Annotated in this window: 19 protein-coding genes and 1 tRNA gene; 10 read left to right on the top strand and 10 right to left on the bottom strand. The window is 62.8% G+C overall.

Translation table 11 applies throughout. The features are described 5' to 3' along the window. Positions 1–68 precede the first annotated feature (68 nt). Positions 69–950 carry an alpha/beta fold hydrolase gene (locus ACFSQT_RS06910; RefSeq protein WP_379017736.1) on the top strand — a complete coding sequence of 294 codons (882 nt, stop codon included), beginning with the start codon at positions 69–71 and terminating at the stop codon, positions 948–950. Positions 951–1,169: 219 nt separating this feature from the next. Here the strand turns inward: ACFSQT_RS06910 and ACFSQT_RS06905 are convergent, their stop codons facing one another. The 3 genes from ACFSQT_RS06905 to ACFSQT_RS06895 form a co-directional block, all read right to left on the bottom strand. Beyond that, a complete protein-coding gene (locus ACFSQT_RS06905) occupies positions 1,170–1,835 on the bottom strand; it encodes a hypothetical protein (protein WP_379017734.1) in 666 nt (221 codons plus the stop codon). 24 nt (positions 1,836–1,859) lie between these two features. Beyond that, positions 1,860–3,260 (bottom strand): selenium-binding protein SBP56-related protein, encoded by a 1,401-nt coding sequence (locus tag ACFSQT_RS06900; RefSeq protein WP_379017732.1) that lies wholly within the window; start codon positions 3,258–3,260, stop codon positions 1,860–1,862. A 240-nt stretch (positions 3,261–3,500) separates the two neighbouring features. After that, on the bottom strand, positions 3,501–3,674 hold the full coding sequence (locus tag ACFSQT_RS06895) for a hypothetical protein (RefSeq protein WP_379017730.1): 174 nt from the start codon (positions 3,672–3,674) through the stop codon (positions 3,501–3,503). Between the two features lie 229 nt (positions 3,675–3,903). On the opposite strand from ACFSQT_RS06895, the gene ACFSQT_RS06890 reads away from it, so the two are divergent. The 4 genes from ACFSQT_RS06890 (at position 3,904) to ACFSQT_RS06875 (ending at position 7,810) form a co-directional block, all read left to right on the top strand. Beyond that, positions 3,904–5,481, top strand: a complete 1,578-nt coding sequence (locus ACFSQT_RS06890) for an HD domain-containing phosphohydrolase (protein WP_379017728.1) — start codon at positions 3,904–3,906, stop codon at positions 5,479–5,481. A gap of 91 nt (positions 5,482–5,572) precedes the next feature. Further along, positions 5,573–5,845 (top strand): hypothetical protein, encoded by a 273-nt coding sequence (locus ACFSQT_RS06885; protein ID WP_120018142.1) that lies wholly within the window; start codon positions 5,573–5,575, stop codon positions 5,843–5,845. A gap of 69 nt (positions 5,846–5,914) precedes the next feature. Next, a complete protein-coding gene (locus ACFSQT_RS06880) occupies positions 5,915–7,048 on the top strand; it encodes a substrate-binding protein (protein ID WP_379017726.1) in 1,134 nt (377 codons plus the stop codon). A 321-nt stretch (positions 7,049–7,369) separates the two neighbouring features. Then, positions 7,370–7,810 (top strand): lipid-binding SYLF domain-containing protein, encoded by a 441-nt coding sequence (locus ACFSQT_RS06875; RefSeq protein WP_379017724.1) that lies wholly within the window; start codon positions 7,370–7,372, stop codon positions 7,808–7,810. Between the two features lie 127 nt (positions 7,811–7,937). On the opposite strand, the gene ACFSQT_RS06870 is transcribed toward ACFSQT_RS06875, so the two are convergent. Further along, positions 7,938–8,942: an aldo/keto reductase gene (locus tag ACFSQT_RS06870; protein ID WP_379017722.1), complete on the bottom strand. Its 1,005-nt coding sequence runs from the start codon at positions 8,940–8,942 to the stop codon at positions 7,938–7,940. A 125-nt stretch (positions 8,943–9,067) separates the two neighbouring features. Here ACFSQT_RS06870 and ACFSQT_RS06865 point away from each other — a divergent pair, with 125 nt between their 5' ends. Then, positions 9,068–9,538: a hypothetical protein gene (locus ACFSQT_RS06865; RefSeq protein ID WP_379017720.1), complete on the top strand. Its 471-nt coding sequence runs from the start codon at positions 9,068–9,070 to the stop codon at positions 9,536–9,538. A gap of 147 nt (positions 9,539–9,685) precedes the next feature. On the opposite strand, the gene ACFSQT_RS06860 is transcribed toward ACFSQT_RS06865, so the two are convergent. Beyond that, on the bottom strand, positions 9,686–9,925 hold the full coding sequence (locus ACFSQT_RS06860; RefSeq protein WP_379017718.1) for a hypothetical protein: 240 nt from the start codon (positions 9,923–9,925) through the stop codon (positions 9,686–9,688). Positions 9,926–10,214: 289 nt separating this feature from the next. Between ACFSQT_RS06860 and ACFSQT_RS06855 the strand changes: the two genes are divergently transcribed. Then, positions 10,215–10,523 carry a DUF1236 domain-containing protein gene (locus ACFSQT_RS06855; protein ID WP_379017894.1) on the top strand — a complete coding sequence of 103 codons (309 nt, stop codon included), beginning with the start codon at positions 10,215–10,217 and terminating at the stop codon, positions 10,521–10,523. A gap of 656 nt (positions 10,524–11,179) precedes the next feature. Here the strand turns inward: ACFSQT_RS06855 and ACFSQT_RS06850 are convergent. From ACFSQT_RS06850 to ACFSQT_RS06840, 3 genes are all read right to left on the bottom strand, one after another. Beyond that, a complete protein-coding gene (locus ACFSQT_RS06850; RefSeq protein WP_379017716.1) occupies positions 11,180–11,716 on the bottom strand; it encodes a J domain-containing protein in 537 nt (178 codons plus the stop codon). A gap of 606 nt (positions 11,717–12,322) precedes the next feature. Beyond that, positions 12,323–12,396, bottom strand: a tRNA-Gln gene (locus tag ACFSQT_RS06845). Between the two features lie 106 nt (positions 12,397–12,502). Then, positions 12,503–12,772, bottom strand: a complete 270-nt coding sequence (locus ACFSQT_RS06840) for a hypothetical protein (protein ID WP_379017714.1) — start codon at positions 12,770–12,772, stop codon at positions 12,503–12,505. Positions 12,773–12,794: 22 nt separating this feature from the next. Here ACFSQT_RS06840 and ACFSQT_RS06835 point away from each other — a divergent pair, with 22 nt between their 5' ends. After that, the gene (locus ACFSQT_RS06835; RefSeq protein WP_379017712.1) at positions 12,795–13,130 is read left to right on the top strand and encodes a hypothetical protein; all 336 of its coding nucleotides are present in this window, start codon (positions 12,795–12,797) and stop codon (positions 13,128–13,130) included. Between the two features lie 193 nt (positions 13,131–13,323). Beyond that, on the top strand, positions 13,324–14,412 hold the full coding sequence (locus tag ACFSQT_RS06830; protein WP_379017710.1) for a sensor histidine kinase: 1,089 nt from the start codon (positions 13,324–13,326) through the stop codon (positions 14,410–14,412). A gap of 5 nt (positions 14,413–14,417) precedes the next feature. Here ACFSQT_RS06830 and ACFSQT_RS06825 read toward each other — a convergent pair whose 3' ends face one another. Next, on the bottom strand, positions 14,418–15,344 hold the full coding sequence (locus tag ACFSQT_RS06825) for an alpha/beta fold hydrolase (protein WP_379017708.1): 927 nt from the start codon (positions 15,342–15,344) through the stop codon (positions 14,418–14,420). Positions 15,345–15,488: 144 nt separating this feature from the next. Between ACFSQT_RS06825 and ACFSQT_RS06820 the strand changes: the two genes are divergently transcribed. Then, the gene (locus ACFSQT_RS06820) at positions 15,489–15,785 is read left to right on the top strand and encodes a hypothetical protein (RefSeq protein WP_379017706.1); all 297 of its coding nucleotides are present in this window, start codon (positions 15,489–15,491) and stop codon (positions 15,783–15,785) included. Positions 15,786–15,998: 213 nt separating this feature from the next. Here ACFSQT_RS06820 and ACFSQT_RS06815 read toward each other — a convergent pair whose 3' ends face one another. Beyond that, positions 15,999–16,244, bottom strand: a complete 246-nt coding sequence (locus tag ACFSQT_RS06815; protein WP_379017704.1) for a DUF982 domain-containing protein — start codon at positions 16,242–16,244, stop codon at positions 15,999–16,001. Positions 16,245–16,365 lie beyond the last annotated feature (121 nt).

The following is a 16,365-nucleotide window of genomic DNA, read 5'->3' as shown; positions in this document are numbered from 1 at the left end:
CGCAACAACAGTCCCTCCAACGCCAGGCGGCGACCATCAGCGCCAGTCAGGCAAAAGGAGGACCGGAGATGAAGATCCACACAGTGATCGGCGGAGGCGGCGTGAAGCTGCATGTGCGCGAATGGGGCAAGGCCGATGCTCCAGCCATCCTCTTCATCCATGGATGGTCGCAAAACCACCTGTGCTGGAAGAAGCAGTATGAGAGCCGGCTGGCGGAAAGCTTTCGCCTCGTCGCCTTCGACCTTCGCGGCCATGGCATGTCGGAAGCGCCCGAGCCACAGGAGCAGTATACGGAGCCGAAGCCATGGGCGGATGATATCGCTGCGATCATCGACCAGCTCCGGCTCGACCGGCCGGTTCTCGTCGGCTGGTCCTATGCGGGCTTCATCATCTGCGACTACCTGCGCGCATACGGCCAGGACGCGATTGCCGGCATCAACTTCGTGGGTGCGGCGGTCACACTCGACCGCGCAGTGTTCGGGGTCCTGATCGGCCCGGGTTTTCTCGACCACGTGCCCGGCGCGACGGCGGACGACCTTCCCTCCAACATCCAGGCGATGCGCGAATTTGTGCGGGGCTGCACCGCGCGGCCACTGCCGAGGGTCGAATATGAGGCCGCGCTGTGCTGGAACATCGTCGTTCCGGCAAGGGTGCGGGCCGCGCTCGTCACCCGCGCGATCAATTCCGACGACGTTCTGGCCACACTGCGCAAACCCGTGCTGATGACCCACGGCCGCGGCGATACGGTGGTTCTGCCGGCAATGGGCGAGCACATCCTTCAGATGTGCCTCACGAGCAGCGCTTCCTGGTATTCCGAAGTCGGACACGCCCCCTTCATCGAAGACGCCTCCCGCTTCAATCGCGAGCTCGCCGACTTCGTGCGGAGCGCGAGGACATCATATGTCGATGAGGATACGAGCCATCGAATAGCTCTTGCCGGAGTGGGCTGACAGGCTGGCGTGACAGCGGCCCTGCCGTTCAGCACGCGCTCCACCGTTGCCGTGCCGATCCCGGCGCGGCGGGCCATCTCAAGGAAGGTGGGTTTCGTCCACTCGACGATGCCGCCGCCGCGATGCTTGCGCCGGTGCTGGAAATCCGGGGCGGTCGCGCCGCTCGCTGCCATTGCAGACGTTCCCGAAAAAGCAATTCCTTTTCCAGATGCGTACAACTCACCGGGCGTATCCGATGCTCGCAATGCCAATTCCCCCCACCAGGATCAGGCTTACGGCCCACACAATGTCGAGATTGAACCAGCTTTGTGAGATGAACCTGGGTCCGAGCCATCGATAGACGGCAATGGCGATAATGCCACCGCTTGCGATCATGGCGGCCGTATGGACCACGGAGACGGCGGTGGCGGCGATCAGATTATCGGTCACGAGCGTGGCGGCCGCCTGGTGTCCAGCGTCGAGTTCCCTGGCCTGGCACAGGCCCATATAAATCGGCACCAGCATCAGTCCGGCGCCATGCGCGGTGGCGGCCGCGAAGGACCACAAGGCCAGTTGCTTCGGCGGGATCCGGGCAAGAACACGCGGGTGGCGCCGGTTGATCAGGAGATAGATCCCGGCTGCGATCACGATCAGCCCCGCCGCGATGCGGATCTGTCGTTCCCAGACAATCAGCGTCAGCATCGCGCCGAAGGGCAGCAGGATACCGATCATTGCCACAAAGTGTCCCACTGCTAAAAGGCCGAGCGCCCGGAACAATTCGCTGGCACGTCTCCCGAACAGTCCGGCCGAGACGGCCAACGGCCAGCCCATGCCGGGATTGACGCCGTGATAAATGCCACTGGCGATAACGGCCAGCCAGAGACCGGCCGTTGTCCACGCGCTCATCGCTTCATCGACCAGGGCAGTCGGTTACACCGACGGATAGCAGAATGAATCCGTCGAGCAATCGCCGCCTTCCAGACGAATCTGATGCGAGCGGTATCCCATGGGGAATTTGACATAAAAGTCCTTGTCCAGGGTGATCCCACCGTTCTCGCCCACATCGGCCTTGACCATGGCTGCCGGGATACCATCGGGATAGAACTGGCCGTCCCAGGTCGAATAGAGCGAGTTGGTCCAGTAGACGCGTTTGCCGTCGCGGCTGATCTCGACCATCTGCGGTCCGCCCCTGTAGTCGCCACCGCCAGGATGCTTGGTCTTGCGAGTGATGCCGCCAATATGGACGGACCCTGCCAGTTTGGGCCTCATCGGATCGGTCACATCATATTGGCGCATCTCGCCGGTGCCCCAGCAGGATACGTAGAGGAAGCGGTCGTCGAGCGACAGGTCTATGTCGGTTACCAGCGGCGGGACCGCCTCGAAGCCCTGCAGAAGCGGGGGCAGGTCATCCTTCGCGGCCGCCTCGGGAGGGATGGTCGCCGTCTTTTCGCAATGGAATTTGCCGCCCTCGCGCCACCATGTCCAGATCGATCCCTCGAGGTTTGTGGTGTCGACGACCACTCCGACGAAACCGTATTCCTTTACCGGGTCATGGGCGGGGCGGACTTCCAGTGCCATCTGGTGATTGGCTCCAAGATCGATGGTCTGCACGTTCCTGCGTTCGCGCAAATTCCAGAAATGCAGCCGGTGTCCGTATTTGTTCGACAGCAGATCTCCCGGGACGATGCCGTTCTCGAACTGGGGCGGAAGTGCCCACTCGCTCGACACCATGTAGTCGCGCGGTAGGTTCCACCAGAAATCATAATGCTTGTCCTGTGGCCCGCGATCGATCTCGTAGCGCCCGATAACATCGAACGTCTGGCAATCCATGACAAAGATGCCGGGAGGTCCGTCGGTGCCGTCAGGGCCACCGCCGCCAAGCGTCGAGACATAAATGCCTTCCGGACCGCAGTGAATCGTATGAGGCCTGGAATAGCCCGTCTTGGCAAACACTTCCTCCGGCTCGATGATCTTGTGGATCTTGGCCTTGGTCGGTCCGCCCTTGGTGTCTATGACGTAGATGCGCGACGATCGCATACCGGGAATGATCAGAAAGCGGCGCTCGAGAAACGCGTGGCCGCTCAGTGGCGAAAGCGCCGAGGAGCAGGCGTTCCAGCCGAAATGGTGGAACTCGTCGCCCTTGTTCGGCATGATCACGCTATGGACCACCTTGCCGTAGTCCTTCGACTTCGGGTTTACGTCAACAATTGCCAGTCCATCAGGTTGAGAGAAGTCGGCACTCAACATCAAGGCGTAGGCAAAGGTTTCGGCTGGCGCCTGCATTGCGAGCTTGGCAGTCGCGTGAAAAGTCGGGTCTGGCCGTACAGTCATCGTCGTCCTCCCTTGGCGGATTGAGCAACCCGTCCGACAATCAGGGGCAGACCTGTGATGCGCTTGGATGCCCGCCGAAAACGTCGGGGCGCCTTGTTTTGCGCACGCAATTTTCGTGCGGCTTTTTGAAGAATTTCACGGATTTGCGAGAACTGCAAATCTCGACTTGTTTCACCGCGAGGCCGCGGCTCCGGCGCTCGTTGTTCGTTCCGATAGGTCGGAACGAACTGCAGTGAGCGCCTACCGATCGACCATCGCCATGCCGCGCTGGCCATAGCGCGGGCCGGAGTTTTTTTCCCGGCGCCAGGGACTTCGTCGAGCGACCATTTCGGCGTCGAGCCTGGTCGCGGCGGCGATATTCTCCTCCAGATACGGCGCGGCCCGAAGCGGCACTCCGTGACCCGAAGCCGACATTTCGTCTCTCGCAGGACAGCGCATCGGGCAGGGGATTTTTCCCCTAGGTGTTAACGGTTTTGGGGATTAGGGTATGCTAATATTCAGGTGATGCCGGCCTGCAAACGGTAGCTTCCTGCGCTTCCGGTGCTCGCGTACGCAAAAGCACGCTCCGGTTCTCGGAACCCACCGTTTTCGACACGGCCTGACCTGAACCTCAACACCCTGGCACGCGACGCTGGGAGGGGCGATGACAAGCATCTCGATCCGCCGGGCGGACTTCATGATGATCCTCGCCTATGCTTCGGACCTCGCCACCGGCCATTCCCGCGACTTTGCACTGAAATCCTGCGTGCTGGCGATGCGGATCGCCGAGCTTGCCGGCGTTTCCGAGCAGGTACGGCGCAACGCCTATCACCAGTCGATGCTGCGCTATGTCGGCTGCAATGCCGACACCGACCTGCTGTCGGCCGCCTTTGGCGACGAAATCGCCCTGCGCCAGGATCTTGTCGGTCTCGATATGGGCAACCGCGCGGAACTGGGCAGGGTCTTCGTGCAGGCCTTCAAGCGGTTCTACTACGATCTCGAGCCTGACGCGCAGGCCAGGGCGATCGAGGCCGCGATGTCGCAGGCGCTCGCGGTGGCCCGCCCGGTGCTTACAGCGCATTGCGAGGTCGCGCAGCGGATCGGCGAGCGGCTCGGCCTGTCCGACGAGATCCGGCGCAATCTGGGGCAGATCTACGAACGCTGGGACGGCAAAGGCCTGCCGCGCGGGCTGAGCGGCGAGGATGTGCTGCCGGCCGTGCGCCTGATCACATTGGCGCAGGATGCGATTGCGCTCAGCGATGCCGTCGGCATCGACGGGATGGCCGAGACCATCGCCAGCCGCAGCGATGGCCCATACGAAGCGGAACTGGCCCGGCTCGTCGCGGCCAACGCGGCGGTGCTGATGGAAGGCATCGGCGCGACAGTCGACCGCGAGACGATCCTGTCGCTCGAGCCCGATCCACCGGTGACACTGGATGAGGCGGCTTGCGACGAGGCTTTCCTCGCCATCGCCGACATGATCGACATGCGCATGCCGTTCACGTACGGCCATTCACGGATGGTGGCGGAACTGGCCGAGGGTGCGGGGGGACGGATCGGATTGCCCGCCGCTGACGTCCGTGCGCTGCGCTGGTCGGGCTGCATCCATGACATCGGCGAACTCGTGGTGCCGGTGGCGACCTGGATGCGTAACGGTCCGCTGTCGGTGCGCGAGCGCGACGCGGCGCAGCTGCACGCCTATTACGGCGAGCGGGCCCTGGCGTCGTTCGGTCGCGAGGGCGAGGCGATGGCCGCGCTCGTCCTGCGCCATCACGAACGCATGGACGGCTCGGGGTATCACCGCAAGGTCGGCGGCTCCGACCTGTCGCCTGCGGCAAGGATCCTGGCCGCCGCCGAAGCGTTCCAGACGTCGCGGGAGGAGCGTCCTCACCGCAAGGCACTGTCCAGCGAGGCGGCGGCGGCGCGGTTGCGCGCCGCCGTTCGCGACGGCTGCATGTGCCCCGACGCCGCCGAGGCCGTGCTGAGCTTCGCGGGGCAGCCATCGCGCCGGGCGCCCCCCCGGCCGCTGGCCGGAATGACGTCACGCGAGATCGAGGTGCTGCGCCTGATCGCGGCCGGGCTTACCGCTAAGGAAGCAGCGCGCAAGCTGGATATCTCGCCCAAGACCGCGGACCACCATATCCAGGGCGTCTATTCCAAGATCGGCGTGACCACCCGCGCCGCGGCCGCGCTCTATGCCGTCGAGCACGGCCTTATCCGACCGGGCGAAACGCAGGCATAGGGAATCCACCCCATGTGCACCCGCTCCGGGGCGCGCATCGTGATCATATCGATGGACCAATGGTGGCCGCGACAGACAGGAGGACAATCAAATGCTTCTCGCAACGACCAAAGTGGCGGACGTCGACCGCTTCATCCGTATCTTTTCGACCAAGGGCGCCGACAAGCGCCGGCTGCACGGCTCGAACGGCGCAACCGTCTTCCGCGACCCCAGCGAGCCCGACCGCGTCTGGGCGATCTTCGACTGGGACGCCGAGGGCTGGAAGAACTTCGTGTCGGACCCCGAAGTGCCAGCGATCCTGCAGGAAGCCGGCCATGTGGGCAAGCCGCAGGCGGCGATGCTGCTCGGCCACTATGAGGCCTGACACGCCCCTTCGCGCCGCCAGCGGACCCGCGGCGGCGCGCCCCACGAACCTCAATATCGGAGAAATGAGATGGACCAGAAACCCATAAAGATCGGCCTTGTCGCCGAACTCACCGGCCCGTTGTCCTTCATGGGCATCGCCAACGCAAACCTGACGACCATGCTCGTCGACGACATCAACGCCACGGGCGGCCTCCTGGGCCGGCCGGTGCAACTCATCATCGAGGACGGCGAGACCGCCGAAAGCATTGCCAAGGCAAGGACCGCGAAACTGATAGACGTCGACAAAGTCGATCTGGTCGTCGGCGGCATCTACAGCTCGACCCGCCAGGCTATCAAGAGCGAGGCAGTCGTCCGCGGCAGGACGCTCTATATCTACACCGAGCAGTACGAGGGGCAGGAAAACGATCCGCTGATCTTCTGCACGGGTCCAGTGCCGGCGCAGCAGGTCGAGCCGTTGCTCCCATGGCTCATGAAGAGCACTGGGGCGAAGAAATTCTACCTGCCATCGGCCGACTACATCTGGCCGCATTTGCTGAACAAGGCGGCGAGCCGGGTGGTGCGCGCCAACGGCGGCGAAATTGTCGGTGAGGAGTATTTCCCGCTCGACACCGTTGATTTCCGCCGGACTGTCGAGCAGATCATGGCGAGCAACGCTGACGTGGTCTTCAACACGCTTGTACCACCTGGCTTGACGCCATTCCTCGACGAGTTGCACAAGGCCGGTTTCGGCAGGCGGGGCGGCAAGATCGTCTGCACGTACTTCGACGAGAATTTCTTCAATCTCGTGCCGTCCGAGCAGATTGAAGGCCTTTACAGCTGCCTCGACTACTACCAGGAACTGGACGATCCGTTCGGTCGCGCGCTACTGCGTCGCTACCAGGAACGCTTTCCCGGCAGCGCGATGCTGACCGCGGGCAGCGGGTGCACCGGCCACTATCGCGCAATCAAGATGTGGGAAGCGGCGGTGAGGGAAGCCGGCACCGTCGAGCGCGACCCGGTCATCCGAGCGCTCGATCACGCGCGGATCGCCGAGGGGCCGGGTGGTCCGGCCGAAATGGTCCCCGGACAGCACCATGTCCGCATGACGATGTATATCGCGCAGGCACAGGGCGGTCGGTTCCACGTCGTGAAGAATTTGGGTCCGATCGATCCCAACGAGCGCGTGCTTAGCGACAAATTCCAACCAAGCGACGCGAGGTGACTGGCGGCGTCGATCACTGTCCTTCCAAATGGCGGGGCGGCTGGATATTGCCCTCGCGATCAACCGGACCGATCGTGGTTGGACGAGCCACACCCTAACCCGCCCCAAGACAGTGACCATCGCCCAGGCCCCGAGAGTGATCTCGGGCTCTTTCTTCGCACGAAGGAGAGACCTGAAATGGCATTCCACCGGCCTTCTCGCGGCCGGATTCGGTCCGCGTGCTTGGAACCAATGAGGGGCCAGATTGTTCAACTATAGCTTTGGCACGACGCTGACGTGCCCGGCCGGCTGGGTCAGCGGCGATCTTGAGGAGTTCTCATCATGAAGATTTCGCCCGCATTTCGTTCAGCCGCATTTGCCGCCATCGCCGCTGCAGGCGTAAGCCTCGCCAGCGCCGCGCATGCCGACAGCGGCACGATCCGCTTCTCCGTCTACAAGGCTGCCTTCTTTGTGGGTGGCTCTGGAGGCGATGGCACGCTGACTTTCCATGGTCGCCGCTATCCCATCTCTGTCGGCGGCATCTCGGGCGGCCTCGCCTTCGGGGTTTCCAAGACCTATTTCCAAGGTACCGTTCGCCACATTCGCCGCGCACGAGATGTGACTGGGGTCTACGGTGCGGCGGGCGGTGGCGGCGCGCTCGGCAAAGGGGCCCAGGTGATCGTCATGACCAACGACAAGGGCGCCCAACTCGAACTCTCAGGCAAGCAGATAGGCATGCAAATCAACGCCGATCTCAGCGGCATGAGCATCTCGATGAAGTAAGGGCCGTCGCTCTGCTCGTCGTCCCTGCGGTCGGCCCACCACGCTGAATACGAAGGTCTGCTTTCCAGCCCTACCGTCCAGGAAGCAGACGTTTCCGCTTCCCACCAACTGCGGTCTGGAGCGCCCTCTACCGATCGACCATCGCCATGCCGCGCTTGCCATAGCGTGGGCCGGCGATCTTTCCCGGCGCCAGGGCTTTGTCGAGCGCGGCCATCTCGGTGGCATCAAGCTGGATCGTGGCGGCGGCGATATTCTCCTCCAGGTATTTTCTCCGCTTGGTGCCGGGGATCGGCACGATATCCACGGCGAAGCCGGTGCCCTTGTGCAGCAGCCAGGCCAGCGCGACCTGGCCGGGCTTGACGCTCTTGGCCGCCGCGATGTCGCGCACCTTGGCCGCCGCCTCGACATTGGCGTCGTAGTTTTCGCCCTGGTAGCGCGGGTCGTTGCGGCGGTAGTCGCCCTCGGGATAGTTTTCCGCGCGGTTGACTTCACCGGTGAGGAAGCCACGGCCGAGCGGCGAGAACGGCACCAGGCCGATGCCGAGTTGGCTGAGCAGCGGGATGATCTGAGGCTCCAGATTGCGCTCCCATAGCGAATACTCGCTCTGCACCGCCGACACCGGATACACGGCATGCGCCCGGCGGATGTTGGCCGCACCCGCCTCGGACAGGCCGAAGAACCGCACCTTGCCTTGCGCGACCAGCTCGCCGACCGCGCCCGCGACATCCTCGATCGGCACGGCCGGATCGACGCGGTGCTGGTAGAGCAGGTCGATATGGTTGGTGGCGAGCCGTTTCAGCGAGGCTTCCACAACCTCGCGGATATGCTCGGGCCGGCTATCGGTCCCGTCGCCCTGCTTGCCGCTTTCGATGCGGAAGCCGAATTTGGTGGCGATGGTGACCTGGTCGCGCTTGCCCTTCAGCGCCCTGCCGAGCAGTGCCTCGTTGGTGAACGGGCCATAGACCTCCGCGGTGTCGAGGAAGGTGCAGCCGAGTTCGATGGCGCGGTGCAGCGCGGCGATGGATTCGGCCTCGTCGGCCGGACCGTAGGACTGGCTCATGCCCATGCAGCCGAGGCCGATGGCCGAGACTTGCAGCCCCTGGCTGCCGAGCTTGCGTGTTTTCAAGGTCATGGCTGGCGTTCTCCTGCGGGGGGCCAGACTATAGCAGCCGCTCGCTCAATTCCCCACAGCCATTCGGGCGCATCGCGATCGAGGGCAGATGCCAGCCTCTTGGCGAAGAGATGGCGGGCGCTCACATGTTTGAGTCGACGTCGCGGGATGACAGTGGTTTGGGCTTGTGGGTTGGACGCTGCCTTGTCGCGTGTCCGGCGGCGCGGGGAGCGGCTTTTACCGTGTTCACGAGTCCGGGGCGCTTGCGCCTTGCGGCGCTTGAGCCAGCTGGAAGACAGTTCGGCAAGGAGACTGCGCAGACCTTTCACAACGTCCTCCTCCTGTTGGGCGACCGGATATTTTCCGAAGACCGCACTTGGGACAAGTGCAAACGTTCCAGGGCTTCGGTCGGGCGGCGTATGCGACCTAGGTCCGATCATGAAACGCAATGGTCCTGCCAATGGCGCGCCTCGGAACAGCCAGCTCCCACGGTCGTTGTCGCTGCGGATTTGCTGGAGGAAGCCATGGACAGGAGTGTTGGCCAAGCCCGCTGGTTGCTCGCGCCGATCTTCGCGATGGCCATCACCTTTCTGGTGATTGGAATCACCTTCGGCTGACCCTCCAAGATCGACCTCGAGCTTTGCTCATCGGCGCAGCTATGTCCCTTCCTGCGCTGATAGGGTTCGCTCGCCGCTCCTCTGCGGCGAGCGAACCCTCAAGTCTCGGCCGCAGGTCTCGGCCCCGCAGGCCTCAGCCCGCAAGTCTCAGTAAGAGTAGTAGGTCAGGGCAACATAGACTGCCGGTGCAGAGATCAAGCAAATCGCCATTCCGATGACCAACGCAATGGCCAGGCGCTCCGTGCGCCTGACAATGTCGGCAACTTCGTCGTCGTCAGTCGAAGGAATGAGGTCAAGAACGGAAAAAACCTCTGGGACACGAGCGTTGTTGTCATTTGCGGGTCGGTCTTCGTCATCATGCGTGCTCGGTCTCGGGATAAAGGTCACTGTTCGCCTCGCTATGGGAAACGCCACGCCGCGGTTGCGGGGACGCTGGATCTGGTGCCCCGCTAAGGGGGAATGGTGGACACTCGGTTGGTCGCCGACGAAAGGACTCGTGCTCGACGCGCGGTTCTAACGTGTCGGCCGGGCAAAGGTTGCCCGCTAAGACTTCAGTCGGACCATCCCTCGGACCTAAGCCTCACCGGCGGAACGCAATGCGGCAGAGCTCGTTGCTGACCGATGATTGGCAGTCAAAACCTGGCTGCCAATTGACACAGCAGAGAAGGACTTTGTGATGAAAAAATATCTTGTGAGTGCAGCCGCGGGCCTTGCGCTCGCCGCTGGAATTGGCGCTTCCTTCGCGGAAGACGTCGTAATCCTCAAGCCGGAACAGCAGACGGTCGTTCGCGAATACGTCCACAAACACAAGCTCGCATCAGTCAGCCTGCTTGGTGTCGAACTCAACGTCGGCACTGCTCTGCCGGATACGGTCGAGCTTCACGCGATCGACGTGCCCGACGTCAAATACAAGTATACGGTTGTCGGAGATCATGCCGTCCTCGTGGATCCGGGCACACGCAAGGTCGTGGAAATCATCGAGTAATCTGTGGCAGACCAGCCCGCTTCCCGATCTATTCGGGAGGTGGGCGGTTTCATCTTTCGCCTGCGGCATAAGATGCGTCTCGGGTGTTTTGGCGAGCGCTCAATGCGACGCTCAACCCAGGGTCCGCGAAATGGTTTCAGGATGGCTGGAGCTGAAACTTAATGGCGCTTGAACTCGTATGGATCAGGAGTTGCTCCATAGTTCATCGTACCGGAGCGACCGGCTCGCTGGGGAGGGCGTTGGGGCTGCCCCGGCGGGCTCCGTTCGTCGCGCGTGGCACGAGATAGCTCGTCACGGCGCCTTGCCCAATTCCTCGCGTCACCACGACCGTTGTGTATTCCGCCGGCAGCGAAGCGGTGGCGGTCGGGTCGATTGACTGGCACCTTCCGACGATTTCGCCGTTGGGAGAGTCTGCCAGCGTCCGCGCCAGTGAAGCCCGGCACCGATCGAGCGATGCATACATTGTCGGTGCCATATCGACGGGTTTGCATACGGAAGCTTCTCCCGGGCTGCAGGAAAGCAAAAGCATCACTGCCGCGGTTGCCGGATCCATTCCCTGAGCTCCCATGCTGGACGAGCCTCAACGCGGAAGTGCGACCTTGGTTTCGCTGTCGCTAAAAACCGAGCGGCCTTGCCACCCTGGCAATACACGAGCCTCAGCTTGTATGGTCCAGCAGTCTGGTGGTGGGGTCTCGACGATGTTCGGCATTGGCGCGATCGACGCCTTCGACTGTGATCGCGAACGTGCCGTTTTCGATCCTTCCAATCCAGCCTTTCGCCTTGAGATACCAGAGATGAAACTCCAGGTGTTCGCGCGGACAGCCTGCCAGGCGTTCAAGTTCTGAATCGCCAATGCCAGGATTGTTCACGTCTTGTCGGCGTTTGACATAAAGGAGCGAGAGCAGTTTGGCCTGAATGACGACGTCCCGTTCGATGCCTTTGGTGTTTCTGGCTTCCTCGGTCAACTCGCGGCGAACGTTCAAATGATCTTTATACTGAATGTCGTACTGGGCACGCTTGACCGGATCTTTGAGCGTATTGTGGGCGTCTATGATTTCACTGAAGCGGGATTCGTCGCCGGTGTCCCTGTTGTCGGGATGGTAGCGCATGGCAAAATAACGAAATATCCGTTCTATCGTTTCCGAATTGGCGTTTGGGCTGATTTCCAGAAGTTCATAATAGTCAATGAACAAATCGGTGCTCCACAACGTCGCCTATCAGTGGCAATGCACTGGTCTGAAAAGACAAAGGGCCTGGCCGCGAAAGATTTGCGATCACAGGCCCTTGTCGTCGGGTTCATTCGAAGAGTGCGCCTGTTGCCGCGCAGTCGCAAGCTGGACCAAAGTCCATAGACCCAAGGTCATAATCCGGCGTCTCAAATGTGCAACATCACCTGTCAGCGGCGGCGCGAGCCTGAGATGGATGGCGCGATCACGAATTACCGCGCGGTCTGGCTTTCGGCCCTGGCCTGCTTTCCGACGGGTTCGCGACCAGTCTGGCGGATCGCCTGTCTCTCAGCCACAGGGACTTCCTTTTTCTTGCCAGCAGTTCATTGAGATCGTCATCCGCACCATGCTTCGCTGCAATCACATAGTCGGCTCTGTTCGTTCGATAGTCGTTTTTTTGCACAGACATCGCTTCCTCCATTCCACGGGTGTTTTTCCTCCTTTGGCTCCGCGGAAGAACCACTAACTGCCGCTGCATTGCGCGTGTCTACCAATTGGGGATTGTATTGAAATGATACAGTCCGCGGTCGCGCCGACATCTCGTTGTTTTTGACGATGCCCCGGCGACGGCGCTGGTTCCCGCTCATGGGCTCGAACCACGATTCACGCCTTCAAAGGGCGCTGTCCTACCATTAGACGAAGCGGGAAAAGCCGGCAGACGCTGGAAGCTCTAGCCGGTTCGCGCCGCGGGATCAACGCGATCCTCTTGCGATCGGCAACTGGCGCTCGGCAATCGGCGGCAAGCCGTCGCCATCAATTGGGGAGATCGCCGATCGGCTGGTCGCACCTGTAAACCGGGCAATGGCCGTCACGGGTCGCGACGTAGGCCGACATCGGCACCTCCGGCCAGTCGCATTCGTTGCCGAATTGCCTGACATAGCGGTCATAGGTGTTGGGGCCGGTGGTCAGCACCACGGCGCGGCGGCTCTGGATCAGCTGCTGGAGCTGCTGGCAATCCATCGTGCGCGTGTCGGGCCGGGCCTCCGCGAGGCTGGTCGCCGCAAGCAGGATCGCTGTTGTCATCAAGGCAATTCGGCGGAGGGGCATGGCAGTTACCTCAGGCGTTTCACGTAGCTCGGGCGTTTCACGTACCTCGAACGAGCGGGTCACGCGACACTCGCATCCCGGCCAGCGGTTCCGCAACAGCCAGCTGGCCGTCTTCTTGCGGCGCAACCAAATGGTGCGTCGCGCATTGCTGGGAATGGACGGCAGGAAGCCCTACGAGACCCCGCAATGGCCACCCGGAAACGAGGATAGCGAAGCCATGTGCTGTTCCTTCTGCGGCGGCCGCGACCACCGCTACGAGGATTGTCCGCAGCGAGAGCCCGCGGACGATCTTCCGCCCGACGACCCGGACGACGCCACCGCAAAACCGGACTGATGCCGACGTTCGGTCCTGGCCCTTCGGCGGCGCCGGTGGCCATGGTGCGGCTAGTGCCTGGCGGTCGCAGGCGGAATGTCGGGTGCCGATTGCAACCAAATGCCCCGCCACGCATTGCTCGGCATCGGCGGTATCCCTCGCAGACTGCAAGACGCAAGGTGGTCGGTCGTGGTTTGGGGGGAAAGGTGGGGCAATGACAGGATTGGCAGGCATCGATGGTCCGATCGACACTCCCGCTGGCGCACGGCTGGCGGCGATCGTCGATTCGTCCTTCGACGCCATCATCAGCAAGGATCTGAACAGCGTCATCACCAGCTGGAACGGGGCGGCGGAGCGCATGTTCGGCTACACCGCCGAGGAGGCTGTCGGCCAATCGGTGCTGATGCTCATTCCCGATCACCTCAGGGATGAGGAGGCCGACATCATCGGCCGGATCCGCAATGGCCAACTCGTGGCCAGCTACGAGACCATCCGGCGACGCAAGGATGGCGGCTTCATTGCCGTATCGCTGACCGTCTCGCCGATCAGAAATGCCACAGGCGAGATCATCGGCGCTTCGAAGATCGCGCGCGACATCACCGCGGCCAAGGAGAGCGAGCGCCGGATCAGGTTGTTGTTGCGAGAGGTGAACCATCGCGTCAAGAACCAGTTCGCGGTGATCCTGTCGATGATCAGGGAGACAAGCAAGCGCGCGACCGATCCGCGCGAGTTCGAGGAACTCATCCGCTCCCGCATCATGGCGCTGTCGCGGTCGCATGATCTGCTGGTGAACTCGGAATGGGCGGGCGCCAGCCTCTTCGACCTGATCCAGGAGCAGCTCAAGCCGTTCGGCCACGAGGAGCAGGTATCGCTCTCCGGACCGCTGCTGACCTTGCAGCCGAACGCCGTGCAAAATCTCGGCATGGCGTTTCATGAGCTCGGCACCAACTCTTCCAAATACGGTGCGCTGGCGAGCGATGCCGGGCGGCTCGAGATCACCTGGCAGATCGCCACCGGTGTTTTGGGCACGCGCGAAATCCATCTCGTCTGGGACGAGACGATGCCGGTGCCTGCAGGGGACCGGCCAGGGGGGCGGCCAGGGGAACGGCAAGACGAATCCACGCGCAAGGGTTTCGGCACCGTCGTCCTGCAGCGCGTCGCGCCGCAATCGCTGAACGGCTCGGCGGTTCTGACGCGCAGCCCGGGCCAGGTCAGCTGGTCGCTGACGGCGCCGCTGGAATCGATCATCGTTCCGCAGCTTGGCGCCGAAATGCCTGCCGCCGAGCCGTCCTTCGGCCCCTGAGGGGTTCACCCGCGAGCAAGGAACCCTTGAGCGGCCTGCCCTCGTTCGCCAAAGAAGCTCGCCAGCGCCTTAGCGGTCTGCGCCGGTGCCTCCTCGGGAAAGAAATGCCCGCCCGGCACCGCTTGGCCGCGCACATCGTCGGCCCAGCCTCGCCACAGCGCCAGCGGTCCGCCTTCGCCGGCATACCAGTCCTGGAGCGCGCCCTGGCCGCTCCACAGCGCCAGCACCGGGCAGCGGATGCGCCGGCCGGCGGCCTTGTCCGAATGGTCGTGCTCGCGGTCAAGCGTGGCGGCCGCGCGGTATTCCTCGCAGATCGCATGGATGTGGGCAGGGTCGCGCAAGGCATCGACATAGGCCTGACGCACGCCGGCTGGAAACACCGAGGGCGATGAGCCCCAGCCGCTCAGGGCATTGTCGATAATCGCTTCGGCTGCGCCAGCCAGGATCTTTTCCGGCAACGGTTCGGGCTGCGCCAGCAACGACCACGGCCAGTAACCCAGCGCCAGCCTGGCGTCGGCTCGATCCCAGGCATCGGCAGTTGGTATGATGTCGAGCACGGCAAGCTTTTCAACGCTGTCGGGATGGTCGAGCGCCATGCGGTAGGCAACACGGCCGCCGCGATCGTGGCCAGCGACCATGAAGCGGGAAAAACCGAGCTTGCCCATCAGCGCCACCATGTCGGCGGCCATGGCGCGCTTGGCATAGGGTGCGTGATCCCGGTTCGAGGCGGGGCAAGAGCTTGCGCCATAGCCGCGCAGGTCGGCGCAGACGACGCTGAACCGGTCGGTAAGCGCAGGCGCCACATCGCGCCACATGAGATGCGTCTGCGGAAAGCCGTGCACCAGAAGCACGGCAGGTCCGCTGCCGGCGCAGCGGACGAACAGGCTGGTGTCGCCGGTGCCGACCTCCAGGGTTTGAAAACTGTCGAACATGGTCGTGCCTCCGGCACGCGCAACGGCCGGAGATCGGATTTGGTTGCAGTACGGCCGGGCGGCGCCGGCCAACCTTTTTGGTCGACATGCGTTGTCCCTGTGAAGGGAAGGCCGCCACGGGCGGCCGGGAAGAAGGAGGCCGAGATGAGAACCCTCGCCATCGTGCCATTCGGCCTGATGCTGGCACTCGCGGTGCCGGCCGCGGCCCAGACGGATCAGCAGCAGGCGGCGCCGCAAACCGACAAATGCCGGGTGCAGACGGATCAAGGCGGCAAACAGCAGCTCGGCGGCGACAATCTGACGGACACGCTCAGCGACTGCGGCGGCGTGCTGAAACCGCCCGCCACCGGCGACCAGGAGATGGCGACGCCGGCGCCTGATGAAGGCAAGACACCGATCATCAAGCCGGGTGAAGTGCCGCCCCAGCCGCCGGCGCAGTAGTCGAAACGTCTAGAGCAGTTCACCGTTTCACGGAAATGGCGAACCGCGCTAACTCTTTGTTTTGACGCAATTCCGGACGGAAAACCGTTTCACACTTTTCCTGGAATTGCTCTAAAGCGGGTCGCGTTTGAACGGATTCGGGCGACGCGCTTCAGGTCTTGGTTTTATGCATGTCGTTGTCCCGAAACCGGGGCCACTTTTGGGCGACATGCATCAGCGAACCAGCACGCCGGCATGGTTGCACAGGGCAGCGAACGCTTCCTGTGCCTGGGCAGCGCCTGCCTTGTCTTCCAGCGCTGCTTCGACCTGTTCGCGCGCGGCCTGATAAAACGGGCCGCGCTCGGCCTGCGGCCAGTCGATCAGGATTTCGCTGGCATCCTTCAGCGTGGTGACGTCGCGGATCGTGTCCGTGCCATGCGGCTTGATCCGCATCGGCGTCGACAGCATCAGTTCGGCCATGTCCTGTTTTCCCGCTGGAGCACGATGCCGAAAAGTGTGAAGCGGTTTTCGGACGACATCATGCTCTATCTCTTTGAGTTGGAGGCGGATCCAGATTTCAGGTCGTTCGACCTGAAATCAT

The sequence above is a fragment of the Mesorhizobium calcicola genome (assembly GCF_042682105.1).
Taxonomy (GTDB): domain Bacteria; phylum Pseudomonadota; class Alphaproteobacteria; order Rhizobiales; family Rhizobiaceae; genus Mesorhizobium; species Mesorhizobium calcicola.
Note: the sequence above shows the minus strand (reverse complement) of the source record. Positions and strands in the feature narration are given on the sequence as shown.